At 38.7% G+C, this 26722-nt stretch carries 22 protein-coding genes; 6 read left to right on the top strand and 16 right to left on the bottom strand.

Annotation, left to right across the window (positions count from 1 at the left end):
* Positions 1–38: 38 nt before the first annotated feature.
* Together K8P02_RS03310 and K8P02_RS03305 are read right to left on the bottom strand one after the other, a co-directional pair.
* The gene (locus tag K8P02_RS03310; RefSeq protein WP_002561999.1) at positions 39–2216 is read right to left on the bottom strand and encodes a GH92 family glycosyl hydrolase; all 2178 of its coding nucleotides are present in this window, start codon (positions 2214–2216) and stop codon (positions 39–41) included.
* A gap of 325 nt (positions 2217–2541) precedes the next feature.
* A complete protein-coding gene (locus tag K8P02_RS03305) occupies positions 2542–4962 on the bottom strand; it encodes a hypothetical protein (protein ID WP_223381982.1) in 2421 nt (806 codons plus the stop codon).
* A 970-nt stretch (positions 4963–5932) separates the two neighbouring features.
* Here K8P02_RS03305 and K8P02_RS03300 point away from each other — a divergent pair.
* A complete protein-coding gene (locus tag K8P02_RS03300) occupies positions 5933–6568 on the top strand; it encodes an HU family DNA-binding protein (protein ID WP_007484630.1) in 636 nt (211 codons plus the stop codon).
* On the opposite strand, the gene K8P02_RS03295 is transcribed toward K8P02_RS03300, so the two are convergent.
* Both K8P02_RS03295 and K8P02_RS03290 read right to left on the bottom strand, forming a co-directional pair.
* Positions 6569–7465 carry a LysR family transcriptional regulator gene (locus tag K8P02_RS03295; protein WP_002562002.1) on the bottom strand — a complete coding sequence of 299 codons (897 nt, stop codon included), beginning with the start codon at positions 7463–7465 and terminating at the stop codon, positions 6569–6571.
* 45 nt (positions 7466–7510) lie between these two features.
* Positions 7511–8089: a DUF6621 family protein gene (locus K8P02_RS03290; protein WP_002562003.1), complete on the bottom strand. Its 579-nt coding sequence runs from the start codon at positions 8087–8089 to the stop codon at positions 7511–7513.
* A gap of 372 nt (positions 8090–8461) precedes the next feature.
* On the opposite strand from K8P02_RS03290, the gene clpB reads away from it, so the two are divergent.
* Complete coding sequence (gene clpB, locus K8P02_RS03285; RefSeq protein ID WP_007484628.1) at positions 8462–11050, top strand: ATP-dependent chaperone ClpB; 2589 nt, start codon at positions 8462–8464, stop codon at positions 11048–11050.
* Positions 11051–11142: 92 nt separating this feature from the next.
* On the opposite strand, the gene K8P02_RS03280 is transcribed toward clpB, so the two are convergent.
* From K8P02_RS03280 to nusB, 7 genes are all read right to left on the bottom strand, one after another.
* Entirely contained in the window at positions 11143–12798 is a 1656-nt protein-coding gene (locus K8P02_RS03280; RefSeq protein ID WP_004312012.1) for an IS1182 family transposase, read from the bottom strand.
* Positions 12799–12931: 133 nt separating this feature from the next.
* Positions 12932–13171: a hypothetical protein gene (locus tag K8P02_RS03275; RefSeq protein ID WP_002562005.1), complete on the bottom strand. Its 240-nt coding sequence runs from the start codon at positions 13169–13171 to the stop codon at positions 12932–12934.
* A 495-nt stretch (positions 13172–13666) separates the two neighbouring features.
* Positions 13667–14101, bottom strand: coding sequence for a DUF5606 family protein (locus K8P02_RS03270; protein WP_025868212.1), 435 nt, complete (start codon positions 14099–14101; stop codon positions 13667–13669).
* A gap of 104 nt (positions 14102–14205) precedes the next feature.
* Positions 14206–14814: a dephospho-CoA kinase gene (coaE, locus tag K8P02_RS03265; protein WP_002562007.1), complete on the bottom strand. Its 609-nt coding sequence runs from the start codon at positions 14812–14814 to the stop codon at positions 14206–14208.
* The gene (locus tag K8P02_RS03260) at positions 14804–15817 is read right to left on the bottom strand and encodes a CdaR family protein (protein ID WP_002562008.1); all 1014 of its coding nucleotides are present in this window, start codon (positions 15815–15817) and stop codon (positions 14804–14806) included. Before K8P02_RS03260 ends, coaE begins: the two co-directional genes overlap by 11 nt.
* Before the next feature lie 22 nt (positions 15818–15839).
* Positions 15840–16163, bottom strand: coding sequence for a preprotein translocase subunit YajC (gene yajC / locus K8P02_RS03255; RefSeq protein ID WP_002562009.1), 324 nt, complete (start codon positions 16161–16163; stop codon positions 15840–15842).
* A gap of 42 nt (positions 16164–16205) precedes the next feature.
* Entirely contained in the window at positions 16206–17132 is a 927-nt protein-coding gene (nusB, locus tag K8P02_RS03250) for a transcription antitermination factor NusB (protein WP_044095482.1), read from the bottom strand.
* A gap of 168 nt (positions 17133–17300) precedes the next feature.
* On the opposite strand from nusB, the gene K8P02_RS03245 reads away from it, so the two are divergent.
* The 4 genes from K8P02_RS03245 (at position 17301) to K8P02_RS03230 (ending at position 19586) form a co-directional block, all read left to right on the top strand.
* The gene (locus tag K8P02_RS03245; RefSeq protein ID WP_002562011.1) at positions 17301–17663 is read left to right on the top strand and encodes a DUF3276 family protein; all 363 of its coding nucleotides are present in this window, start codon (positions 17301–17303) and stop codon (positions 17661–17663) included.
* 136 nt (positions 17664–17799) lie between these two features.
* Entirely contained in the window at positions 17800–18390 is a 591-nt protein-coding gene (locus K8P02_RS03240; RefSeq protein WP_002562012.1) for a 50S ribosomal protein L25/general stress protein Ctc, read from the top strand.
* Between the two features lie 101 nt (positions 18391–18491).
* Positions 18492–19055, top strand: a complete 564-nt coding sequence (pth, locus tag K8P02_RS03235; protein WP_007484626.1) for an aminoacyl-tRNA hydrolase — start codon at positions 18492–18494, stop codon at positions 19053–19055.
* Positions 19056–19157: 102 nt separating this feature from the next.
* Positions 19158–19586 (top strand): RNA-binding S4 domain-containing protein, encoded by a 429-nt coding sequence (locus K8P02_RS03230; protein ID WP_002562014.1) that lies wholly within the window; start codon positions 19158–19160, stop codon positions 19584–19586.
* 82 nt (positions 19587–19668) lie between these two features.
* Here K8P02_RS03230 and K8P02_RS03225 read toward each other — a convergent pair whose 3' ends face one another.
* The 5 genes from K8P02_RS03225 to K8P02_RS03205 form a co-directional block, all read right to left on the bottom strand.
* Positions 19669–20094 carry an HIT family protein gene (locus tag K8P02_RS03225; protein WP_002562015.1) on the bottom strand — a complete coding sequence of 142 codons (426 nt, stop codon included), beginning with the start codon at positions 20092–20094 and terminating at the stop codon, positions 19669–19671.
* A 152-nt stretch (positions 20095–20246) separates the two neighbouring features.
* A complete protein-coding gene (locus tag K8P02_RS03220; RefSeq protein WP_007484623.1) occupies positions 20247–22499 on the bottom strand; it encodes a cation:proton antiporter in 2253 nt (750 codons plus the stop codon).
* 138 nt (positions 22500–22637) lie between these two features.
* Positions 22638–23723, bottom strand: a complete 1086-nt coding sequence (gene gcvT / locus K8P02_RS03215) for a glycine cleavage system aminomethyltransferase GcvT (RefSeq protein ID WP_002562017.1) — start codon at positions 23721–23723, stop codon at positions 22638–22640.
* A gap of 49 nt (positions 23724–23772) precedes the next feature.
* Entirely contained in the window at positions 23773–24999 is a 1227-nt protein-coding gene (gene pepT, locus K8P02_RS03210) for a peptidase T (RefSeq protein WP_025868211.1), read from the bottom strand.
* Positions 25000–25135: 136 nt separating this feature from the next.
* Positions 25136–26542: an amidophosphoribosyltransferase gene (locus K8P02_RS03205; protein ID WP_025868210.1), complete on the bottom strand. Its 1407-nt coding sequence runs from the start codon at positions 26540–26542 to the stop codon at positions 25136–25138.
* Between the last annotated feature and the right edge of the window lie 180 nt (positions 26543–26722).

The raw sequence follows: 26722 nt of genomic DNA, 5'->3' as shown, positions 1-26722 counted from the left end.
TTTATATCAAAGTACTTTAATGTTCAGATTATAACCGATCAACGTTCGTTGGTCATTAAAAACTCCAACGTTCCACCCTGCATAATATCATCATATGAGATTTTATAATCTCTGATTTGTCTTCCATTCAACTGAACTGATTTCACATATTTATTCTCTTTAGACAAATCATGTGCTATCATTGTGAATACTTTTCCATTCTTCAATTTTATTTGTGCCCGAGGAATCTGAGGGGCCCCCATTACATATTCAAGACTGACCGGATTCACAGGATAAAATCCTAATGCACTGAATATATACCAGGCTGACATCTGACCACAATCATCATTCCCACATAGCCCATCAGGTTTTGGTAAATAGAAGCGATCGAATACTTCACGGACTAATTCAGCTGTACGATCATTTTTCCCAAGCAAAGTATACATATATATTACATGATGACTCGGTTCGTTTCCATGAGCATATTGACCTATCAGGCCTGTTACATCTCCAACAAATCCAGTCTGATCAGTAGATTGTTCAATAACAAAAAGTGAATCCAGCTTCATTATCATCTTATCTGTTCCCCCCATTAACTCTGTCAACCCTGCTATGTCTTGTTGTACATGCCATGTATATTGCCAAGCATTCCCTTCAGTATAATCACCACCGGCAGTCCCGGCATGAGATAAATGAAAAGCACTGAATGGTGTACGCCATTTGCCGTTGGAATCTTTTCCACGCATCAGTCCCGTTTCATTATCAAATAGCTTTTTATAACTCGCCGAACGTTTCATAAAAAAATCATAATCATCACCTTTACCCAATTTCTTGGCCAACTGTGCTGCACAATAATCATCATAAGCTCCCTCCAACGTACGAGAGACAGATTCTTCTTCCACAATGTCAAAAGGAAAATATCCATATCGATCATAGGCCTCTACATCATATTTAAAATGAGAAACTGTCAAAGATTTCTTGATCAAATGATAAGCCTGTTCCACATCAATTCCCGGAAAGTTTTTCAAACAGGCTTCTACAATAACCGGAACTGCATGATTACCAATCATACAATGCGTCTCTTTTCCCCATAACGTCCAAATCGGTAAATACCCTTGGCATTCGGCGTGCAGTAACATAGAATTTACCATATCGGGAAGTAACTCCGGAGTAAGAATGGTATATAGAGGATGAGCCGCCCGATAAGTATCCCACAAGGAAAAAGTAGAATAATATATTCCAAAAGGAGAAAGCGAAACCGAATCTTTCGCATTTTTATATTGTCCGTTTACATCGGCTACGTTATTAGGTTGTATCAGTAAATGATACAAAGCCGTATAAAAATTTATTTTCTGTTCATCAGTACCTTCAATTTCAATCCGTGACAAATAATTCTCCCATTTATTTTCAGCCTCTTTTCGAACTGTATCAAAATCCCAATGTTCCAATTCCAAATTCAGATTCTTTTTAGCTCCCTCAATGCTAACCATTGAAAAAGCAACTTTTATCTGTACCTCTCTTTCATCAGCTAAACGAATTATCTTACGAGGAGCCTTATCTTCACGTCCATCCTCAGCATCTTCAAATGCTACAATTGGTTTATCTAACTTTATTACATAAAAGAGATCACGTTCAACCCAGGCCTTCACTCGCTGATAACCAGTTATAGTATACATATCCTCTTTTTGTATGTCGGCATCAAGTACTCTGTTATCATAACTATTTTCACTCCCAACCATTCCATTCTGAAAGTTAATGTATATTGCAGGATTCTCTTTTTCAAACTGATACCGATGCATAGCAACATGCGAAGTAGCCGTTAACTCTACTTTCACCGAATTATCAACTAGCTCCACAGAATAGTAACCAGGATTAGCCACTTCTGAATCCTTCCGATACGTACTTTGAAAATTCTTTGTATCCTTCCCTGAAAATGGCATAATCAGTATATCACCCATATCCGGTACTCCTGTACCATTCAACCGATTTTGAGAGAATCCTGATATCATGGTATCCTCATAACGATATCCGGCACAATAATCCCAACCAATACACCCGGTCTGAGGACCAGGTTGTACCATCCCCAAAGGATAAGTCGCCCCCGGAAAGGTATGCCCTGTATAAGTAGTACCTATAAAAGGGTCTACATATCGATTTAACTCAGAAGATATTTGTTTGTTACCAGAACATGAAACAAATAATAATGCAACATATAGAAAAGGAATAAGGCTTTTCATGGGTTCAATATTTAAGATAATTCTTTAATTAATAATTTGCTTTCCTTTGTCTTCAACAGAGTACCAAAATCTATAGAACACAGATCAAGTACTAAAAACTTAAGCAAATGTATGTGTATGAACCTAATAAAAGATTAATCAGACCTTAACTGAAGTAATTTATTAAAAACAAAAATATAACCCACTGATAACATGAGCATTAAGATCAAAAAAAAATTAAGATTCAATCAGGTTTACACACCTTAATTGAATCTTAATTTATCATTAATGAACTAAAACACTTTAAAATATAGTCTTAAAAATAGAATGATAATGTAACTATCTACTATGATACAACTTCGTCGTAACTAATTTCAGGATAAGTATTAAGCAAACGTAAATGTTCTTGCGCGAATTTATCAAAACATTGTTTAGAAGCACCTTTCTGCCCAAGCAAAAACAATGCACGGCATTTTATTCTCACAGCTTCCTCATCTATATTATCATGAAGCAATATCACATTGGCAATTTTCACCTGCAAATTCAAATCTGATTCTACCTCCGGCAACAATACTGATTTTAAAAGAACTTCTATCAAAAGAGTCGAATACTCCGATTTGTATCCATCTGCCCATTCCGCATTCAAATTAGGAAGAAGAGTTCCATTCTGAGCAATATCTAAAATGGCAGTCAATATATTCGCACTAACTCTCTTTTCCTCCTTAGTCTTTTTCAGTAAGAGCATGATGTTTTTATAATCACAGACAACTTTATCCCCCATCTCTACAAACCAATAAGATGTCTTATTGACAATACTAATATCACCAACTTTCTCTAACAATAATCTAAGCTTTCGCACATTGACGCTTCTGTTATTCGATGCACTGGCTTTATCCATTTCAAACCAGAATGTTTCATCCAATTTCTCCGAAGTAACCTTCTTTCCGTCTTTTACAGTACTTAATAAAAGATATAAGAGAATCTGTTTAACGATAGGAGTGAAATTATCAGTAATATCTACTCCTTCTTTATCAAAAACCTGAAATCCTCCCAAAAGCTTTACAGTAGAAACCGGAGTTTTTAATTCAACAGTAGGCGATTTTGTTACACTCCCGGAAAATGAAGAGATACTTTTTGCAGGAGGAGTTTCCCTTCGTTTTCTTCTTACGCAAAAGAAAACAACAAAAGATAAACAAATAAGGAATAAAAGGCATATTACAAAAATCAATTGATTACTTTTTTTCTCTGCCAATCCACTCTTCTGAATAACATCCGATACCTTTAATGGAGGATATGACAAAGAATAAATATCCACATTAAAATTATCCGATTGATTTTTCTGCATTAAGACTGCATATAAGATAGATTTCTCCTTGTCCAATATAAGATCACAGAACGATTCCATATCTAAAAAATTATATGGAATAGAATCGGCAATAATAGAAACAGAACCATCTGTAAGGCTCACTTCACATAGACTTAATAAAGTATGAAAACGATTATTATCATAAGCCAGTGCATATGCTTTATCTTTATCAATTATCATTGAGTTTGAAAAAGTTACCGGTACTCTCGGAACGGTCAAATCAAACAACTTTTTGCAAGTTTGATTTCGAGAATCCATTTCATACAAATCATAAAAATTCTTGGGAGATTCTTCCTGTTTTCCGGATATACTGCCATATCCTCCCAAAAGTAAAAATTTGCCCTTCCCCAAATAACCTAAAGCACTCAAATAACGCGGAGAGATATCCTTTGACATATTCTTTATATCCCAAACACCACTGTCTAATGGATGTGTAGACAACCACGCTTTATAAGACTGATAGCCATATCCTCCAAACGTAACCAACTGCCTTTTTTCCATATCAATAAAACGATTATGGTGGTGTGCCGGTGCAAACCTCTGATCTAACTTATCTCCTGACCACTCATTCTTTGCAAAATCATAAAGAATAAAGTCAGGATATAGCAAACTGTAAGAAACCAACCGATCGTTTATACAATCATAGATCATCTGGCTACTCCCCCCTGCACCAAAAGGAGAACCTTTTTGAGTTTTAATTCTTTTGATACGAAAATCATCCATATTAAAGAAAATCATAGAATCAGAAGTAGCAATAAAAAGTCGATTCTGAATAGAATCAAAAGCTATCTGAGCATATCTCTCCGACACAGGAATAGATGTTTCTTTTTGCCATTTTATATATTTATCAATATCCCAACTTCCGTTCTCTACTATCGCTTCTTTACTACAGATATCATCATATACCTTTGTACCTGCATATTTATCTAATTTCCAGAAATAGAGTAGATCCCCTTTATCATTCCGAACAGCAACATCTTTTATTGAAATCGGAGGTACATCTGAACTGTAAAACACTTTAGTCCAATTTCTACCAAAATTAATTCTGATATCGTCTAATTTATTAAAAGAATAAGGTATCGTCTGGATATTATCATTAATAGAACAAATAATTTTGTCTTGCTTGAAATTAATCTTCATCTTACTCCAGTCCTCCCGACTCTTGGGTAACGATATTTTAAAATCAACATTAGCTAAAGCTTTATCATCATCAATCAATACGAAATTTAGCTTAGAAGCATTTATATTCGATATTATATCAAAACTATTAGTACCAGAGGTAACCCTACATATATAACCATAAGTCTGTATTCCCGGATTAAATTTAATATCAAGCTCTAATGAAAAACCACCCTGAAACGAAAAAGGATCATCCGGAGTTAAATTCAAAGACGTTCTCACATCTTGGTTTACAGTATGAGAATAAAAGGTCAAGCCATAATGAATGTTACTTCCATTCACATAAAAAAACGAGAAACAAAAAAACAATAATAGATATATTCTACGCATAACAACAAACCCTCATCAACGGAATAAAAATGTTAAAATAGTATTTTACAAAAGGTTTAATTATCAATTTTAGTATAACAAGGTAAATTACTCATATAGCAATATCCTCTGCAAATATTCACTAAAATTCCAAGAATAAGCAAACAAATAGCCATAAATCTTATATATAAAAAGGGGACTAACAATCTTTTCAAGTTTTTATAGTACCAAAAGCGTGGAACTGCGTGCTATCATTTGCTTCTGAAAGTCCTGAGAAACCCGAAACTACAAATGAATAGACAGCAGACCCACGCTGATACAGCGCGGGAACCGACTATGTCATTCTTGTAGTTTCTTAAAATTTCTCAGGTTTTCAGAAACAAGAATGAAGCATGACGCTTCTTACAATTCTTTCCTAATAAATATTTTGAGCCTATCGCTATAATCTCATTGCAAAAATATAAAAACTTATTAAATAAAAAATTATATATACCACTTTTCTTGTAGATTTAATATTCATCCGGGATTTATCTCAAATACCAGAAGAAGTATACATTCAATCTTTATTCTTTGATGAAAAAAGTTCACCATGAGTACCTATATTCTCTTCCCCCACAAACATGAAACAATAATTCTCTTTTCTTCCCTAAATAACTTCTTTTTCTCAAAGAAAAAAGTTATCTTTGTTTATTATAAATCTATAACCTCAAGTTCTGATTATAGAACCAAAAGTTCTATTCTTACAACTAAAACTTATATTTATAAAACCAAAACTTTCAGTTGTAGATTATTCAAAGAGAAAGAGAACTTTTTTCAGGAAGGAAAGCAAGTTTTTATCCTGTGTTCTACAAGTATTAAAAAGATATTATATAAGGAAAAAGATATGGCACAGTATATAATGGAAGAAATGCCCGATATACACAAGACGGGCGAACGAGTACTCTACCCCCGGTTTGCGATGATAGATCAAATAGACTTCAACGGTCTGGTACGCAGAATAACGGATACCAGTGGATTCAAACCGGGAGAAATCGAAGGAATACTGAAGCAAGCAGCCCTGGAAATGGCCAAACTAATGGCAAACGGATGCTCGGTGAAACTGGATGGAATAGGAACATTTACCCCGGCACTGACTTTGCGCGAAGGGAAAGAAAGGGAAGAAATCGGTGAGACGGGCAAGCACCGCAATGCACAAAGTATCATTGTGGGAGGGGTAAACTTCCGGGTAGACAGGAGTATGATAAGGAATATCAACGAAAGATGCTACTTGGAAAGGGCAAACTGGAAGTCCAGGCGTTCTTCTGAAAAGTATACACCGGAGCAACGGCTGGAACGGGCTATAAAATACCTCGACGAACATCCGTATTTAACAGTCCGTGAGTACCAAAAACTAACGGGACTGCTCCGCACAACGGCAACCAATGAACTGAAACAATGGGCCAAACTACCAGATTCAGGTATAGATACTTCCGGCCGGGGAGCACACCGGGTGTATATAAAACAAAGTACAAAGGAGTGATTACAAATTCTTGCTGTGATGCATCGCAAACTGCATAAATACTTGCGATAAGCCTCCCTCCTGCCCTTGCTGATGTACGAAACAAAACTCACGCAACATCTGCATTCCTCTTATCTCTATGACACGGAAGGTACCGGCAGCCAGTTCCTTATAAATTGAGCGAACAGACACAATACCCATGCAATCCGTATTCTCCAGAAATAACTTAATGCTCTCGGTACTGCCTAAATACATCAAGACATTAAGAGAAGACAGCTTGATATTATGCTGTAACAAAGTACGTTCAAAGACATCAAGCGTACCCGAACCACGTTCGCGAAGTACAAGAGGAATACCTGGTAAATCTTCTGGAGTTATTTCATCCGGTAGCGAAAGTTTACTTTGGTTATGTACCACAGCCACCAGTTCATCTTCTAAAAAAGTTGTATATTTCAGATTAGGTAAACGAAAGATGCCCTCAACCAGGCCTAAGTCAATCCGATGTTCTTGCAACGCAGCTTCTATTCCACGAGAGTTTCCATTCAGCAAAGACAGATTTACCTGTGGAAATTTACGAATAAAATTTCCAAGTAAAGGTGGAAGTACATATTGGGCAATGGTAGTACTGGCTCCAAGTTTTAATTCACCTATATAATCACCATGCAGAAGATGCATTTCATATTCCAACCGCTTATAGGCATCAAGGATGCGTTCGCTATGTTCCAGAAGCAATTTCCCGGCTTCTGTGAGAGAAATTTTATTCCCCTGCCGATCGAAAAGCCGCGTCTGATAACAAGTTTCCAATTCCTGGATATGTTTTGTTATGGCAGGTTGACTTACAAAAAGCTCCTGAGAGGCTTTAGTGAAACTGAGATTCTTCGCTACACTCTGAAATACTTTCAAACGAAAATCGGACATATTAAGTAGTGATTAACGATTAGTGACAGGTGAAAAAAGAGACTTCTATAATTCGTCTCCTTTTATTCCCAATGCTTGCATCAGTGGATATGCCAGCATCTCCCACTGATACTCTATAGTCTCTTCCGATTCATCCACCCGGAACTGAATAATCTCTTTTTCTTTTACTTTATTCAAAACAGCAGTCACTTTATTACCATACTCTTCATTGAAAGAAAGCACAATCAGCTTTTTCACATCTGCCGAGTCAAGGACTATCTGCAATAAATCAAGAAACAGCTCTTCACGAGTTACCATCCCTTCGCAGGGTACTCCTGCGAAAGAAAACTCTCCAAACTGATCTGAAAAGGCAACCCCATCAAGCTCTTTTTTCAAATCTGACGGATTACAGAAAGCCAGATTAGAAGAGTCCTGATCGTACACAAATAACAGTTGCACTTTATTATCTCCCTCTTCAATACCGGCATCCAATGCCAAATAAGTAGTCAACAACGATAAATCAATTTCCTGTAACGGACGATTTAACACATTCTCGAAATATCTCTTCAAATCTGACACTATAAAATTCAGAAATGCGGCATCAACGAGCATCACTATCTCAGGAAGTTTTATCTTTTCATCCATAAAAATCTATTCTTGTCTATTTATTAGCGGATAAAGATACAATAAAGCTTTTATACAGACGGCATTAATCTTCTAAAATTTTACCACAAACAGGAATGGACTAGGGAAAACATTGAAACAACACTCTCAATGTATTGAGAAAAGACTCTCAACAGGTTGAAACACTTTTCTCAATACGTTGAAACAAAATGAAACATTAAAAAGGATGAAAACTTCCTCGCAAACAACGTTGTACATAGATATAAAGGCAGGACATTTTGTCAATCTATTATCTAAAATTACTGAAAAAATGGCATAATATGTGCATTGGCAAATCTTTTGCGCCCTTTCAGTGTTATTAGAAACGTGAAAATAAGAAAGGAGACATAAGATATGAACTTTAACAACTTTACCATTAAGTCACAAGAAGCGGTGCAGGAGGCCGTCAATCTGGTCAAAGCCCGAGGGCAACAGGCCATCGAACCGGTCCATCTACTTACGGGAGTAATGAAGGTAGGCGAAAACGTTACCAACTTCATTTTTCAGAAGTTAGGAGTAAACGGACAACAGATTGCACTGGTTGTTGATAAACAAATTGACTCATTACCTAAGGTTTCCGGTGGAGAACCCTATCTGAGCAGAGAGTCAAATGAAGTACTTCAGAAAGCAACCCAGTATTCCAAAGAAATGGGTGACGAGTTTGTTTCACTGGAACATCTGTTATTGGCTTTATTGACTGTAAAAAGTACTGCCTCTACCATTCTCAAGGATGCAGGTATGGCGGAAAAAGAATTACGCAGCGCTATCAGCGAACTGCGCAAAGGAGAGAAAGTAACTTCACAATCAAGCGAAGATACTTATCAGTCACTCGAGAAATATGCTATCAACTTAAACGAAGCAGCACGTAGCGGTAAACTCGATCCGGTAATCGGACGGGATGAAGAGATACGGCGTGTACTACAGATATTGAGTCGCCGTACAAAAAACAATCCTATCCTGATCGGTGAACCAGGTACCGGTAAAACAGCTATTGTAGAAGGTTTGGCACATCGTATATTGAGAGGTGACGTACCCGAAAACCTGAGAGACAAACAAGTATATTCTCTGGATATGGGTGCATTGGTAGCAGGCGCCAAATATAAAGGCGAATTTGAAGAACGATTGAAATCGGTGGTCAATGAAGTAATGAAATCCGAAGGGAACATTATTCTGTTCATTGACGAAATACATACACTGGTGGGTGCCGGAAAAGGTGAAGGTGCCATGGACGCTGCCAATATTCTAAAACCGGCATTGGCTCGTGGAGAACTGCGCGCTATCGGTGCTACCACCCTTGATGAATATCAAAAATATTTTGAAAAGGATAAGGCATTGGAACGTCGTTTCCAGATTGTACAAGTGGACGAACCGGATACCCTAAGTACTATTTCTATCCTCCGTGGATTGAAAGAGCGTTACGAAAATCACCATCACGTACGTATTAAAGATGATGCTATCATCGCTGCAGTAGAATTGAGTAGCCGCTATATCACCGATCGTTTTTTACCGGATAAGGCTATCGACCTGATGGATGAAGCAGCAGCCAAACTACGCATGGAAGTAGACTCTGTTCCGGAAGATCTGGATGAGATTTCACGTAAAATCAAACAATTGGAGATTGAACGTGAAGCCATCAAGCGTGAAAAGGATCAACCCAAATTGGATACAATAGGCAAAGAGATAGCCGAATTGAAGGAACAGGAGAAATCATTCAAAGCGAAATGGCAAAGTGAGAAATCACTGATGGATAAGATTCAGCAAAACAAAGTGGATATTGAAAATCTGAAATTTGAAGCTGAAAAAGCTGAACGTGAGGGTGATTACGGAAAAGTAGCCGAAATACGTTATGGTAAGTTACAAGCTTTAGATCAGGAGATAAAAGATACACAAGAAGAACTGAAACAAATGCAGGGAGGTTCTGCAATGATTAAAGAGGAGGTAGACGCTGAGGACATTGCTGATGTAGTATCCCGCTGGACAGGAATCCCCGTCAGCAAAATGTTACAAAGTGAGAAAGACAAACTGCTCCATCTTGAGGAAGAACTTCATGAGCGGGTTATCGGCCAGGACGAAGCAATTGCTGCCGTAGCCGATGCAGTACGCCGTAGTCGTGCCGGACTGCAAGACCCGAAACGTCCGATTGGATCATTTATCTTCCTGGGAACTACTGGTGTAGGTAAAACAGAATTGGCAAAAGCACTTGCTGAATTTCTGTTCGATGACGAAACAATGATGACACGTATTGACATGAGTGAATACCAAGAGAAACACAGTGTTTCCCGCTTGGTCGGAGCTCCTCCGGGATACGTAGGATATGATGAAGGCGGACAATTGACAGAAGCCATCCGGCGTAAACCATATTCAGTAGTATTGTTTGATGAAATAGAAAAGGCGCATCCGGATGTATTCAATATCCTGTTGCAGGTATTGGATGACGGGCGATTGACAGACAACAAAGGACGTGTGGTCAATTTCAAAAACACAATCATCATCATGACTTCAAACATGGGAAGCTCCTATATACAGAGTCAAATGGAAAAACTCAACAGCTCCAACAAAGAAGAAGTAGTTGAAGAGACCAAAAAAGAAGTGATGAACATGTTGAAGAAAACAATTCGTCCGGAATTCCTGAACCGTATTGATGAAACAATCATGTTCTTACCGCTAACGGAGAAAGAGATCAGGGAAATTGTTTTATTACAGATTAAAGGCGTTCAAAAGATGCTTGCGGGAAATGGTGTAGAATTGAAATTGACAGATGCTGCCATAAACTTTATAGCGCAAGCCGGTTATGATCCGGAGTTTGGTGCACGCCCCGTAAAAAGAGCTATCCAGCGTTATTTGCTCAATGACCTGTCGAAAAAGTTACTCGCACAAGAAGTAGATCGCAGTAAAGCAATCATTGTTGATGTTGCGGGGGATGGATTATCATTCCGTAACTAAAATAAAACAGATCCTTATATACAAGGAGGTGTGTCGTAATGCACGATGCACCTCTTTTTTTGTTCATCACTATACAAATCTGTTCACTTTCTTTAAGCTGCGATCTTTTGAAGATTTCTTTGATTTATGTGTTCCCAGCATCTAAAAACAGCAGTTGTAAGCTCATAAAACAGTCTAATCAGCCAGTTCATACCCTTTTTTGTCAGTTTTGCACACATCTTTTTTATATTGAAGGCAATGGCTAGGAAGGCAAAGTCCATGAAGACCTTGTCCTTTCCAAAATGTCGGAAACGTTTGTAGTTCATATTGTTTTTAATTTGTCCGAACACGGCTTCCGGTTCTATGCATCTCTGCCCTCTGTGTTTCAGTCCTTTCTCAGAGCAGAGCAGTTCTTTGGCTCTCCGCTTGTATTGTCTAAGCCTATGATTCAGTTCTATCGTCCTGTTTCCTTTTGCTTTAAAACAGCGGCATCGCAGGGGACAGCCTTCACACCTGACAGCTCTGTACCGTGCATTTTCGTTGACATATCCGGATGCGGTTTTCACATTCCTGGTGCCTATCCTCCGCATCCTTTGCCCCATAGGGCAGATGCAGAAGTCATGTTCTTCATTGTAGTAGAAGTTTTCGGCCTTGAACGGGTCCGGTTTGAATCTCGGCCGCTGCTCCATGTGGAAATAGTTGTACTTTACGTAGGCTTCCATGCCGTTTTCGGACATGAAGCGGTAATTCTCTTCGGAGCCATAGCCGGAATCAGCAACCACCGTATGGGCCATCCGGTCATACCTGTTTGAAAAAGATTGCAGGAAAGGAATCAGGGTCAGTGTATCCGTAGGGTTCGGGAAGAGTGCAAAATCGGTGATGAACTGATTTTCGGTGCCGATTTGAAGGTTGTAACCGGGCTTCGTCTGTCCGTTGCGCATGGCATCCTCCTTCATTCTCATAAAAGTAGCGTCCTTGTCCGTCTTGGAATAGGAATTCCTCTCTTGCAGCGTTTCCAGATGGCAGTCGTATTCCTGCAGTTTGTCCCTGTGTTCTTCCAGTTCCTTCAACTGTTTGCGTTTCTTTTTCAGTTCAGTCTTTTCCTCTTTCGCGGATGGCTCGGAAACCTGTTCCAGTGCATGACGCAATTCTCCTGCCATTTCAGTCAGCATGGCCGGAGTGAACCCAACCTCCTCATTGTTCTCTGATGACTTCTCCCGGGCAATGACATCGTCTATCTGCCCTAACAGGACATGTATCTTCTTCATCAGGCGTTCACGGTTCCGCTCAACCGTTTTTCGCCAGACGAAAGTGTACTTGTTGGCTTTGGATTCGATCTTTGTCCCGTCAATGTATTCCACATTCAGGCTGATGAAGCCTTTGGAAGAGAGAAGAACTACGGTTTGCGTAAACACCTCGTTGATTTCCTTCTTCACCCGGTTGCGGAAACGGTTGATGGTAATGAAATCCGGTTTCTCATATCCGGCCAGCCAGATATAATGGATGTCACGGTGAAGGAGCTTTTCAATTTTCCGGCAGGAGTAGATGTTGTTCATATAGGCATACAGAATGACCTTGAGCATCATCCTGGGGTGGTAAGGGCTGCGCCCGCATTCCTTATACAGCTTTCTGAAACTTTCAAGATTCAAGCCCTCAACCAGGGCGTCAACCATGCGTACCGGATCGTTTTCTGCAATATCCTCATCAATTCTTTGAGGAAAAAGAACGGTTTGGTTGGGATTGTAAGGACGAAAATGTATCTTTGTCATAGTGAAATTCTTATGCCTAAAGATACAAAATCTTTAGGTAATAACAAAGCCCCAGCTTGTGAAAGTCGGGGCTTTGTGCGTAAAAAACAGAAGGTGTGCATTTTGACACACCTTCTTTTTTATATCGAAAAACTTAATAAATAATTCTACGTACTACCACCTCGCTGGCAGGATGCAGTATAACAAGTACGTAGGTTCCACGCTTCGGAAGTTCTAATGTCAATGAGGAGGAAATACATAATTCTTTTACCTGCAAATATCCGTTATCATTATACAAATAAACCATTGTATTTATAAGCAGATCACTCAGACACAATACTCCCTTTTCTGTGTCTAGCTGAAACTCGAATGTTTTGTTTGACCTTTTATCCATACCCCATTTACATCCATCTTCCAGTCCCCCAAGAAGATATTTATATATAAAAGCGTGGGAACTGTTGCCATTATCGCACTTGAGGCTCTGGACTGCCACTATTCAAATAATGTACAACAACACCCCACGCCCAATACCATATATTTGCATATACAGCGGAGCATGAGCGCTTGTTTCCATTATTCCTGAATAGTGAAATTGTCCAGATTTCAAGTACAGAATAATATAATAAACGCCTTTGTTCTAAGTAATTACTAAGCAATCCTCCCTCCTGACTTTTCAGAAATCGGTGGATTGCAACAAAGATAAGTAAAAAGCTCTGAATCTTATAAAGGAAAGCTCAAAAATATTCCTGCAAATATATAGTATAAGCAGAACAGAACGAATTCCTTTTTGTTTAAAGCATTCCAATAAAAAAAGAAAAAGCGTGATAAACATCCTCAAAAGATATTTATCACACTTCTTTTATAACTGAAAAAGATATCAGATTACATCTTATTCCGCTATTTCTACAGCCTCCTCTTGTTGTTCTGCGTCATCTTTAAACTCAGTAATTCCATTTGTAACAAGAATATTATACCATGAAATTAATTTTTTAATATCAGTCATATATACCCTCTCACGATCAAAATCAGGAAGTACTTCTGTCAAATAAGCACGCAATTCCTCCGCAGTAGCCTTCTTAGGGTCAATAGAAGCAGTTCCCGCATTCTCTTTTTCCTTGATCGATTCAAGAACGTCACGCAAAGGAACTTCAGCATCATTTGTATACATTGCTATATCTGCCAGAGAAATAATTTTTTCATTTCCGTAAGCAGGGAAACGCTTTTTTTCTGCGCTAACAGATTCAACAATCAGCATATTCTTTCCCTGCGAAATAAGTTTATACAATCCCGGTTTTCCGGAGATAGACAAAATAGTCTTCAACATAGTATATTCTTTTTATTTATTAGTTATTTTTTCGGTGGGCAAAGATAGTGTAAGCCAAAGACAATACAAAATAAGCAAGCCTATTTTTATTGTTAAGACGAGACCTATTTTCCCGAAAGAGAAGCAATCTTTTCAGATAGCAAAGAAATTAACTCCAGAACCTGTGGAATTAATGGCACTTTACCGTCATTAACGATTACAAATTCAGCCTGTTTACGCTTTTCCTCATCACTCATCTGGCTTCGTATACGCTTCATTATAAGTTCACGCGAGGAACAATCACGTTTGATGGCACGCTGTACACGTAATTCCAATGGGGCATACACCATCACCACGACATCTACTTCAGCAGCAAAACCCGACTCTATTAATATAGCAGATTCCATACCTACTATAGAAGAAAACGATTGCCCCTCTACCCAGCGTCGAAAATCATCCTTCACCTGCGGATGAATAATTTCATTGATTCGCCTTGCATGATCCGGATGTCCAAAAAGATAAGAAGCCAGAAATGCTTTATTCAGCTCACCTCCTTCAAAAACTTTTTCACCAAGCAAAGCACAAAGTTCTTGCCGAATGAAGGGATCTGTATTTGTCAATCTTTTAGATTCAATATCGGCTATATACACAGGAATGCCCATCACCTCCAACAATCGCGAAACAACGCTCTTGCCACTACCTATACCTCCGGTTATGCCTATTTTAATCGCCATTAGAAGATACTTGTTCTATAAGAAAATCAACCTTTTTAGGTGCTATACGAATATGACTCACCCCATCAGGAATAGATTTGAGTTTTACCGTATACTTATCTGAACCTAACTTCAGTAACTCCTCATAAGATATATTTATAATAAAGGAATTTGCTTCAATTTTATAAAAGTTATGATACCCAACCTGAAAAGTAATCTGTACCTTTGAAGGAAAAGTACGCAAAACCTTATCTGCCGGAAAATTAACTCCATGCAAAGGCACTTCAACCGTTTTTTCCGTATACATATCTACCGGAAAAGTTAAATCTACAGCATTAGGAATGAACTTGGCTCCCTTTACCTCTGCCAGAGCAACATGATGTGTCAATGTATCTGCAATATTGCTCAAGTCAACCTTACGCGTGTAGGCAGTAGTTATTGTATCCAAAATAGCAACAGGAGCATAAACTAAAACAGAATCCGGCGAATAGATTGTATCAGAGAGATAGTATTGCCGGGCAGCAGTCACTTTACCCTGCATTTTCACCGGAACACGTTTTGATTTACCGGTAGAGTATATGTATTCCAATGTATCAGGTTTTACAGAAATCAACCGAGTAGATACATTCAGTTGGCTCATGATTTTTTTCTCAAACTCTGACGAATAAATCCGCACATGATTATTACGGGCACTATAGTCATTGAAATTAAGATTCACCGGAAAAAAGCTTTTTCCTAACATATAGTTTAACAAAACAGTTCCCCTGTCTTTTACCTTAATACGAAGTTCAGAAGAAGGTTCCGAGGTGATTACTACATCATTGGGAACTTCTTTCAAACGAACAGGAATAGAAAATTCCGCTTCATAATCATTGTTTAAAGTTTGGAGAAGCCAAAAACCACTGGCTATAAGAAAGAAAAATAAAAAGATCAGGAATTCCCTACTCTTTTCACTGAGTAAAAAGTTCCTAATCTTTTTAGAAAATTTCAAATAAATATACTTTATGTCCCTACGTTCGAACATAGGCTTTATTTATGTTTATAGCTTATTTAGCTGGCTGCTGATTAGCAGCAGAAGCGTCAGCAAAAATAGAATTCTTATCTATCTTAATTTTTACATTAGTTGCAATTTCAAGTACAATGTGGTCATCATTAATCTCTTTAATAATGCCATGTATACCTCCGGCAGTGATAACCTTTTGATTCACCTGAAGAGATTTACGGAAATTAGCAATCTCTTTTTGTTTTTTGTTCTGAGGACGAATCATAAAGAAATACATGATAACAAACATTGCTATCAGCATAATCCACATCAGACTTCCGTCGGGACCAGCAGCAGGAGCTTGCAGTAATACAGTCAATAAATTCATAAATAATCTGTTTTAGTTTTTTAATCTATAATAGCAAAGGTATCAGTTTTTCGCCAACTTACCTTCTTTTTTTAATTGATTAACAATTCCATCCAAAGTTCCATTGATAAAACTACCACTCTTAGCTGTACTATAAAGTTTGGCAATCTCTACATATTCATTTAACGAAACACTAACCGGAATGTTCGGAAAACTTAGAATTTCTGCTAAAGCAGTCTGCATTACAATTACATCCATAAAGGCAACACGATCCAAATCCCAGTTCTTGGTGTTTTCACTAATGAGATGGCGATAGTAATCTGCATTCAAAATGGTACGACGGAAAAGACGACGTGCGAACTCCTGATCTTCATCATCCTTAAATTCCGGAAGCAAAGCCTGATTAGCACCGTTCTTTTCTTCAAAACGTTTAATAGTTTTCAAAACAAATGTATCTACAATCTCTTTGTCATCATTCCAATACAAACTCTGATCTTCCAATACCTGATCCAAAGAATCATTATTAAAAACAAATGCTTTATAGAGCTTTCTCCATAGTTCACGGTCTGCTTCATAAGAATTATCAGCAGAAGCCATATATTCTTTATATATATCTGACTCCACTATTTTATCATAAAGTTCTTTGATAAAATCCTGGTCGTTAGCCCATGTTCTTTTTTGATTGGCTATAAACTCTGTCAATTGTTTATTTACTTCAAGTTGCGATACGAATTTGTTTTCAACAAATTTCATGTTAGGATACAACTCTTCTTTAGTAGGTTTCAGTTTGGCTTTTGCTGTGTCAATACGTTTTTGTGCGTAGTCCGTCAATGCAATCATAAGCATCAACAAATAGTTGTAGAGGTCATAAGCCTTTGAGAGGCTAAAAAACAACTCTTTCTCCGCTGAGTCTAAATTTTTGCTGCCGTTCTGATAGTAAGCATACACTATCTGTATGATTTTTAGACGAATAAGAACTCTGTTAATCATAATCTTTAATAATACTGTTATTAACGAATTGCAAAAGTAGATATTTTTAATGAGTTTCCACAAATAAATCACATTTTTTAATGTTGTATTTCATTCTCTGCCCTTTTTCTTTTGACAGTTGAAAAAAAAGTTCCAATTTTGAAGCCGATTATAAACAGACCTAATGATATGGAAGATTTAAAAAAGAAAATGAGCATAGATATGAATGATAAAGAGATTGTATTCTCAAAGTCCATTAAGGCTGGTAAGCGTATTTATTATCTTGACGTAAAGAAAAACCGTAAAGACGAAATGTTCCTCGCCATCACCGAAAGTAAAAAAGTGATCATGGGCGAAGGTGACGACTCGCAGGTAAGTTTTGAAAAACATAAGATTTTCTTGTATAAAGAAGATTTTGATAAATTCATGACCGGACTGACTCAAGCTATAGAGTACATCAACGACCAACAGGGACACATTGTGAAAGAAGAAGAACTAACAGAAGAGGTACAGCCAACCGATGAAATTAAAATAGATATTGATTTTGAATAACAATTTCTTTGATATTTCAGAAAGAAAGCGTACTTTTGCACCGCTTTTTTGCAACATTGTGTGGATATCACACCGTGTGATGGTGAATTAAGCACTCAAATCACTTAATTTAGAGTAACACAAAAAAATTAAAAAAATGAAATCAATTGAAGTAAAAGGAACTGCAAGAACAATTGCAGAACGCTCTTCTGATCAAGCCAGAGCATTGAAAGCTATTCGTAAAGACAACGGTGTACCTTGTGTACTTTACGGAGGTGGTGAAAACATCCACTTTACTGTACCTGCAGAAGGTCTGCGTAATTTGGTTTATACTCCGCACATCTATGTAGTAGATCTGATTATCGATGGCAAAAAAGTAAATGCTATCCTTAAAGATATTCAGTTTCACCCGGTAAAAGACAACATTCTGCATGTTGACTTCTATCAGATTGATGAAGCCAAACCTATCGTAATGGAAGTGCCTGTACAGTTGGAAGGTCTTGCAGAAGGTGTTAAAGCCGGTGGTAAGTTGGTTTTGCAGATGCGTAAACTGAAAGTAAAAGCTCTTTATAACATCATTCCGGAGAAATTGATAGTAAATGTTTCTCACTTAGGTCTTGGTAAGACTGTTAAAGTGGGTGAACTGAGCTATGAAGGTCTTGAATTATTGAATGCCAAAGAAGCTGTTGTATGCGCAGTTAAACTGACTCGTGCAGCAAGAGGTGCAGCTGCTACTGCAGGAAAATAATCACAGAAATACTTCTATCAGAATATTTCGGAACGCAGATTATCACAGATTTTGGTCTGTGTTAGTCTGCGTTTCTTTTTCATTTCAATACATCTTTATTTATGAAATATCTCATTGTAGGATTGGGTAATATTGGCCCCGAATATCATGAAACACGCCATAATATAGGTTTTATGGTAGTAGATGCTCTGGCAAAATTAAATAATACTCCATTCGTCAGTGGACGTTATGGTTCTACTGCTTCTTTTTCGATAAAAGGACAACAATTACTGTTGCTTAAACCTTCTACATTTATGAATTTAAGTGGATTAGCTGTTCGTTACTGGATGCAGGAAGAGAAAATTCCACTGGAAAATGTACTGATCGTGGTAGATGACCTGTCATTGCCCTTCGGTACCCTTCGCCTAAAAGGAAAGGGAAGTGACGCCGGCCACAATGGCCTGAAACATATCGCGGCCACACTGGGAACACAAGACTATGCACGTCTACGCTTTGGAATAGGAAACGAATTCCCACGTGGGGGGCAAGTTGATTTTGTACTCGGACATTTCACAAATGAAGATTGGAAGACAATGGATGAGCGTTTGGAAACCGCCGGAGAGATTATTAAAAGCTTTTGTTTAGCAGGAATCAATATAACAATGAATCAGTTCAATAAAAAATAAGAACAAGTATAATTTACCATGTACAATGTACAAATTTGTAGTATGGTAAAATGACAAATCTAAAAATTGTAAATTGCAAATCGTAAAATTGTAAATATCTCTATGCCTGAAGCAAGAATAGATAAATGGATGTGGGCTGTACGTATTTTCAAAACACGTACAATTGCCGCAGAAGCCTGTAAAAAGGGACGAATCAGTATGAATGGCTCATTTGTAAAAGCAGCCCGAATGATTAAGCCGGGAGATGTTATTCAGGTGAAGAAACCTCCTATCACATATTCATTCAAAGTATTGCAAGCCATCGAAAAACGTGTCGGCGCCAAATTGGTTCCCGAAGTGATGGAAAATGTAACAACGCCCGATCAATACGAATTATTAGAAATGAGCAAAATCAGTGGGTTCATAGATCGTGCCCGTGGTACAGGTCGTCCGACAAAGAAAGACCGAAGAAGCATAGAAGAGTTTACCACTCCGGAGTTTATGGATGACTTTGACTTTGATTTCGATTTTGAAGAAGAGGGAGTTGAGTGATAAGCGGATTAGTGATTAGTGATTAGTACCATGCGGAATATGGCGCAGCAACTAATCACTTATCACTACTCACTCACCACTATTATAAGTTTTCTTTTACCGCATCTATCAGTTCCTGATATTCGGCATCCGTCAGATAGACTTTCCCCGGATTCATCTGAAATGTAGCACCATAATCCGGTCCGCCTACATATTTAGGGGCTAAATGAAAGTGCAGATGAGAGAGTTTATCAGAATAAGCACCATAATTTATTTTTTCCGGATGGAAAGCTTTATCCATCGCACGGGTCACACGAACCACATCTGCCATAAATGCATTACGGTCTTCATCACTCAATTCATTCAAATCATTCACATGATCTTTGTATGCCACAAGGCAACGTCCACGATAGGTTTGCTCTTTAAAAAGAAACACACGTGATACACTTAGCTGTGCAATCTCAATCATCAGATTGTGCAGCGTTTCATTGTTCTGACAGTACAGACATTCTTTAGGATCGCTTTTCATGATATAAAATTCTGTTTTTAATTTATACGAAGACAAAGATAACATAAACCGAGAACAGAATAAAATGAGCTTGTTCATTTCTTATGCCAAGGCGTAACTTATCTCGCTTTTTGGCAAAGATAAACATATGATATTTATCTAATGTCGATTTTTTAATTCTTTTGCCCGACTAATTGGTAAACATCCTCTTTTTCGCCAACTACCCACAACACATCCCCCTCCTCAAACGGAGCATTGACATCCGGAGTCATCAGCATCTCTTCACCACGTTCCACTCCGGCTATCAGACAATGATACTTATCACGAATACCCGATTCACGCAAAGTCTTACCTAAAAAAGCACAATCAGAATCAATCATAAACTGTTTTAAAGTCATCTCGCTCTTTTCAAATACATCACTGTCTACATAAGAGCCACGCGACATATCTTCTCCAAATACATTCAACTGTTCATCCGTACCAATCACCTGAATCTTATCCATTGGAAACAAACGTACACTTCCTCCCGGAATATTGATACGCCGTTTCCCTCGAAGAATAGAAACAACATGAACTCCGTATTTCTTCCCCAAATTTAGTTCAAGCAATGTTTTTCCCGCCCAAAGAGACTCGCCCGGAATTTCAAAATCAGCCAGATGCAAGTCACGGGAAAGTAATCGTCCTGCATACTCTGGCTTTTTCTCTCCCATATATTCGGCCCGTACATCCCGGGAACGAAGATTTTGAAAAAACTTCCGTTCAATCAATATAGACCTTTTCTTTAGTTGCCGTGAAAGTACCATCAATACAACAAGCAATATTGCTACACCGATTATCAGTCCTATTGACGATTTAAAGAGCTGGGCAATGATAAACATAACGAATAATACTGCAATCACCATACGAAGTACAATCGTTGAAACCAACGGAGCACGATTGGCCCGATGCGCCTCCCAAAGAGTAGTAAACTCAGTCGAATGATTCTTCTTCACCATTATAGCACGCAGGAAGGGTGATATACATAAAATAGTAAAAGCAGCTCCCAGTAATGAACCCCAAAAACCAGGCAGATTTTCACGGAAGAACGGAACAACAAAACGAAACGACAGAGCTATCACGGAAATACTAACAATAGAGTATACCACTACGATTCGAGCCATCGCAAAAAGAAGTTTACGCCATAGGTTTTCATGATTCAACGTTTGTGAACCAGAGGAATAACGAGTCAGAAAATTTCTCCAGGATTCGGGCAAATGCCTATCAACAAAACTGGATGCCGGTTCTGCCAAACGAATCATATAAGGAGTAAGAAAAGTAGTAATCACCGAAACTGCAACCACAATCGGATAAAGAAAATCACTCGTCACATGGAGTGCCACTCCCAATGAGGCAATGATAAAGGCAAACTCCCCAATCTGTGTCAGACTGAACCCACATTGCATGGCCGTCTTCAAAGGCTGGCCTGCCAAAACAACTCCAAATGTACCAAAGAGTGCTTGTCCTACTATGACAGCAATAGTTATCACCAGAATAGGCAACGCATATTCTCCAATCATGGCAGGATCTACCATCATACCGACAGAAACAAAAAAGATTGCACCAAAAAGGTCTTTAACGGGTTTTACTAACCGATCAATGGATTCCGCTTCAATCGTTTCAGCAAGAATAGACCCCATAATAAAAGCGCCAAAAGCAGCAGAGAATCCGGTATTAGCAGCAATCACCACCATACCAAAACAAAGAGCCAAAGAAACAATCAGCAAAGTTTCTTCACTCATCAGCTTACGGCAACGCTTTAGAAATTCAGGAATAAGGTAAATACCGACAACGAACCAAAGAATCAGGAAGAAAAGAAGCTTACCGATACTTTCAAGCATTTCGGTACCCTCAAAATTATTACTCACAGCCATTGTAGAAAGCATCACCATAAGAACAATAGCAAGAATATCTTCCAATATCAGAATACTCAGTACTAATCCGGTGAATTGCTTCTTGCGTAACCCAAGATCATCAAACGCCTTATAGATAATAGTCGTTGAAGACATTGCAATCATACCGCCCAAAAAAATACAATCCATCCGTTGCCACCCAAAGCTCATCCCGACACCGGCTCCCAGCAAAATCATACAAAATATAATGGTACAAGCCGCAATAACGGCAGTCCCTCCTACTTTCACTATCTTCTTAAAACTGAATTCGAGTCCCAATGCGAACAGAAGAAATATTACACCTATATCGGCCCATGTCTTAATATTAGCGGTATCCATCACCGAAGGAGTATAAGGCATGTGAGGACTGGCAAGAAAACCGGCGACAACATACCCCAACACCAATGGCTGTTTTAGTTTTTTAAACAACAGGGTCATAATACCTGCACAAAGCAGTATCAGTGCCAGATCGGCTATTAATGTGGGTAAGTTTGACATTTTCGTTTACTTCATTTACTTTTATTGCATACAAAAGTAAAGGAAAATCAAACTCAAATTCCGCCTAAGACAAAAAAAATTATGCCTTAACCTAAAATTTATTAAGTTAAGGCATAAATCAAGAAGAAAAGCTCTTATTTATTTCCGGAATGGTGGTCTTACAACCGAGGCTTTCAATTTACGTCCACGCATATCAATGTAAATTTCTGTTCCCAATTTACTATATTCCGGTTTAACATATCCCATACCAATTCCTATTTTACGAACAGGTGACATCGTCCCCGAAGTAACTACTCCTATCTTTTCACCTTCCGCATTCACTAACTCATAACCATGACGGGGAATGCCACGATCTATCATCTCGAATCCTACCAGTTTACGTACTGTACCTTCTGCTTTCTGTTTTTCAAGCATGAAACGACTGATAAAATCCTTCCCGTCTATAAACTTAGTAATCCAACCTAATCCTGCCTCAATGGGTGAAGTGGTATCATCCAGATCATTACCATAAAGACAAAAACCCATTTCAAGACGAAGCGTATCACGTGCTCCCAACCCAATTGGTTTGATACCAAATTCTGCTCCGGCTTCAAAAACAGCATTCCATATCCTGTCGGCAGCATCCGGATAAAAGTAAAGTTCAAAACCTCCCGCACCGGTATAGCCGGTATTGGAAATTATCACATTCTTTTCACCTGCAAATTCTCCTTCCTTAAATGTGTAATAAGGTATCTCAGAAAGATTAATATCCGTCAGTTTCTGCAAAGCAAGAATAGCCTTCGGCCCTTGTATGGCAAGCTGCGCTGTACGGTCGGAAGAATTTTCAAGTTCCGCCCCTTCGGTATTATGCAACACACACCAATTCCAGTCTTTCTCAATATTAGAGGCATTAACTACCAAGAGATACTTCTGAGGATCATATTGATACACCAACAAATCGTCTACGATACCCCCTTCTTCATTAGGGAAGCAAGTATATTGCACTTTACCGGGAGCAAGTGCAGCTACATTATTAGAAGTCACTTTCTGAAGAAAAGCCAATGCATTAGGACCTTTCACCCAGAATTCACCCATATGAGATACATCAAATACACCAACAGCATTGCACACCGTAAGGTGTTCGTCGATGATACCTGTATACTCAATAGGCATATTATATCCAGCAAACTCATGCATCTTAGCACCCAGTGCAATATGCTTGTCGGTAAATGGAGTGGTTTTCATGATTTACGATTTATGAATTATGATTTATACGGTTTACTTCCTGACAGAATCAGGCTTCTTTGGCTACAAGTTCTGCTATCTTTATAATAACTTTCATGGCCTTTTCCATATTCTGGATAGGCACAAACTCAAAACGTCCGTGGAAATTCAGTCCACCTGCAAAGATATTAGGACAAGGCAATCCTTTGAACGAGAGCTGTGCACCATCCGTACCTCCACGAATCGGCTTCACGTTCGGTTTTACACCCACAGCTTCCATAGCCGCAAAAGCAGTATCAATGATATGCATCACAGGTTCTATCTTTTCGCGCATGTTATAATACTGATCGCGGAGTTCAAGTACAGCAGTATCTTCACCGAATTCAGCATTTATTTTTCTCACCAGATGAGCCATTTCACGTTTACGACTTTCAAACCTTGAACGATCGTGGTCACGGATAATGTAAGAAAGCGTAGTCTGTTCCACATCTCCCTGAATACCGACAAGATGATAAAAGCCTTCATATCCTTCTGTATGTTCCGGTGTTTCATGACGTGGCAACATACTGATAAACTGATTGGCAATACGAATCGAATTGATCATTTTATGTTTAGCATAGCCAGGATGCACATTACGTCCTTTAAACACAATCTTGGCGGCGGCGGCATTGAAATTCTCATATTCCAACTCTCCTACTTCACCACCATCCATCGTGTAAGCCCACTCACAACCGAATTTCTCTACATCAAACTTGTGTGCACCTTCACCTATCTCTTCATCGGGATTAAAACCAATACGGATTTTCCCATGTTTAATTTCAGGATGTTCTTTAAGATAAGCCACTGCAGAAACAATCTCGGCAATACCTGCTTTATCATCAGCTCCCAACAAGGTTTTTCCATTGGTTACAATTAAGTCTTCGCCTTTATGAGTAAGCAACTCCGGAAATTGTGCAGGACTAAGTATTACTCTGTCTTCTGCATTGAGTACAATATCTGAGCCGTTATAATTTTCTACAATACGAGGTGTTATATCCTTTCCACTCATATCGGGACTTGTATCCATATGGGCTATAAACCCAATAGTGGGTACTTCCTTTTCCGTATTTGCCGGAAGAGTGGCGAAAAGATAGCCATATTCATCCAGTGTAATCTCTTCCAAGCCTAAAGACTCCAGTTCTGATTTCAGATATTTGGCAAAAACCATCTGTCCCGGAGTACTGGGAGTAAGCCGTGTCTCTTCACTTGATTGAGTATCAAAGCTTACATACTTCAAAAAACGTTCTACTAAAGTCATGATATTTACGATTTTATGATTTACAATTTACGATTGATAATACATTTGCCGTAAAGGTAAAAAAAGAGCCGTGAATTGCCAAGCAAATCACGGCTCTTTTTTTTTGAATATACTTATTATCAGTTACTAATAGTTATTAAAAATGGCTGCTACCATCAAAACAATGGGTACACACCTGACATTTTGATAGACCAATAGCCTCTATTAAAGTTTCCAACGTATTAAACTTCAACGAAGAAAGGCCGAAACGCTTAGCTATAATATCTACCATCTTTTCATATTCCGGAGAACCGGTTGTAGCATATTTCTCCAGGTTCTTATTCTCGTCTCCTTCCAGTTCCTTAATGATGCGGCGGGTTATCAGTTCCAACGCATTCTTTGAAGCGGTGAAACCCACAAACGGACAGGCATAAATCAGCGGCGGACAGGCAATGCGCATGTGAACCTCTTTTGCACCACATTCATAAAGCACTTTTACATTGTCACGCAACTGCGTTCCACGCACAATAGAATCATCGCAAAATAGCAAACGTTTACCATCAAGCATAGCACGGTTAGGAATCAATTTCATTTTCGCTACCAGCGATCGCATCTCCTGGTTGCTCGGAGTAAAGCTACGCGGCCATGTCGGAGTATATTTTGAAATGGCACGATGATAGGGAACTCCTTTTCCTTCAGCGTAACCCAAAGCCATACCTACTCCCGAATCCGGAATACCACACGCACAATCGACTTCCGAAGTATCCTTCTGTCCCATCTTCATCCCACTGGTGAAACGTACTTCCTCTACATTACGCCCTTCATAACAAGATGTAGGGAAACCATAGTACACCCACAGAAACGAACAAATCTGCATACCTTCATCGGGTTTGCGCAACTGTGTCATGCTATCAGCACGCAAGTGTACAATCTCACCAGGACCAAGATATTTTTCTATTTCGTAATCAAGATTAGGAAAACTACTCGACTCACTCGTGGCAGCATATGCCCCCTCTTTCTTACCAATCACAATCGGTGTACGCCCCCATCGGTCACGGGCGGCAATAATGCCATCTTCTGTCAGTAAAAGCATAGAGCAGGACCCTTTGATGTGTTTGTATACATTCTCGATACCTTCAACAAAAGTTTTTCCCTGAATGATGAGTAGTGCGATAAGTTCAGTTTGATTGGTATTGCTGGAACTAAGTTCCGCGAAGTGCATGTGTTGAGAGAGTAGTTCTTCCTCGAGTTCTTTAAGGTTTACGATTTTTGCGACAGTAACAATGGCGAAGCGTCCGAGATGAGAATTAATAACGATAGGTTGTGCGTCTGTGTCGCTGATAATGCCTATTCCGGCATTTCCTTTAAATTTATCCAGATCGGATTCAAACTTGGTACGGAAATATGAACTTTCCAGGTTATGAATGGAACGGATAAAACCTTGCTCTTCACTATAAGTCGCAAGACCGCCCCGTTTTGTCCCCAAATGTGAATTATAATCTGTGCCGTAGAATAAATCGGTCACACAGCCCACTCGTGAGACTGTTCCGAAAAAACCTCCCATATAAGATTCTTTTAATTAGTGTTAGTTTAAAAAAAGACAGTGCAAAAGTACAAAAAAGAATCTGACCGGAAAAGAAATAATGTGCCAATTAAACAATGTGCCAATATGCCAATTGGCTGCGCAACGTTGACACGCTGACACGCCGTATGGCAATTGGCACATTGGCATATTAGCAGATTG

This window comes from Bacteroides nordii, from assembly GCF_019930665.1.
GTDB classification, from domain to species: Bacteria; Bacteroidota; Bacteroidia; order Bacteroidales; family Bacteroidaceae; genus Bacteroides; species Bacteroides nordii.
This window is presented reverse-complemented; position numbering and strand designations above follow the sequence as displayed.

Coding starts and splice junctions, on each gene's coding strand:
- K8P02_RS03310 (WP_002561999.1), bottom strand. CDS start 2,216: ATGAAAAGCCTTATTCCTTTTCTATATGTTGCATTATTATTTGTTTCA.
- K8P02_RS03300 (WP_007484630.1), top strand. CDS start 5,933: ATGGCACAGTATATAATGGAAGAAATGCCCGATATACACAAGACGGGC.
- K8P02_RS03295 (WP_002562002.1), bottom strand. CDS start 7,465: ATGTCCGATTTTCGTTTGAAAGTATTTCAGAGTGTAGCGAAGAATCTC.
- K8P02_RS03290 (WP_002562003.1), bottom strand. CDS start 8,089: ATGGATGAAAAGATAAAACTTCCTGAGATAGTGATGCTCGTTGATGCC.
- clpB (WP_007484628.1), top strand. CDS start 8,462: ATGAACTTTAACAACTTTACCATTAAGTCACAAGAAGCGGTGCAGGAG.
- K8P02_RS03280 (WP_004312012.1), bottom strand. CDS start 12,798: ATGACAAAGATACATTTTCGTCCTTACAATCCCAACCAAACCGTTCTT.
- K8P02_RS03275 (WP_002562005.1), bottom strand. CDS start 13,171: ATGGATAAAAGGTCAAACAAAACATTCGAGTTTCAGCTAGACACAGAA.
- K8P02_RS03270 (WP_025868212.1), bottom strand. CDS start 14,101: ATGTTGAAGACTATTTTGTCTATCTCCGGAAAACCGGGATTGTATAAA.
- coaE (WP_002562007.1), bottom strand. CDS start 14,814: ATGGCGATTAAAATAGGCATAACCGGAGGTATAGGTAGTGGCAAGAGC.
- K8P02_RS03260 (WP_002562008.1), bottom strand. CDS start 15,817: ATGTTCGAACGTAGGGACATAAAGTATATTTATTTGAAATTTTCTAAA.
- yajC (WP_002562009.1), bottom strand. CDS start 16,163: ATGAATTTATTGACTGTATTACTGCAAGCTCCTGCTGCTGGTCCCGAC.
- nusB (WP_044095482.1), bottom strand. CDS start 17,132: ATGATTAACAGAGTTCTTATTCGTCTAAAAATCATACAGATAGTGTAT.
- K8P02_RS03245 (WP_002562011.1), top strand. CDS start 17,301: ATGGAAGATTTAAAAAAGAAAATGAGCATAGATATGAATGATAAAGAG.
- K8P02_RS03240 (WP_002562012.1), top strand. CDS start 17,800: ATGAAATCAATTGAAGTAAAAGGAACTGCAAGAACAATTGCAGAACGC.
- pth (WP_007484626.1), top strand. CDS start 18,492: ATGAAATATCTCATTGTAGGATTGGGTAATATTGGCCCCGAATATCAT.
- K8P02_RS03230 (WP_002562014.1), top strand. CDS start 19,158: ATGCCTGAAGCAAGAATAGATAAATGGATGTGGGCTGTACGTATTTTC.
- K8P02_RS03225 (WP_002562015.1), bottom strand. CDS start 20,094: ATGAAAAGCGATCCTAAAGAATGTCTGTACTGTCAGAACAATGAAACG.
- K8P02_RS03220 (WP_007484623.1), bottom strand. CDS start 22,499: ATGTCAAACTTACCCACATTAATAGCCGATCTGGCACTGATACTGCTT.
- gcvT (WP_002562017.1), bottom strand. CDS start 23,723: ATGAAAACCACTCCATTTACCGACAAGCATATTGCACTGGGTGCTAAG.
- pepT (WP_025868211.1), bottom strand. CDS start 24,999: ATGACTTTAGTAGAACGTTTTTTGAAGTATGTAAGCTTTGATACTCAA.
- K8P02_RS03205 (WP_025868210.1), bottom strand. CDS start 26,542: ATGGGAGGTTTTTTCGGAACAGTCTCACGAGTGGGCTGTGTGACCGAT.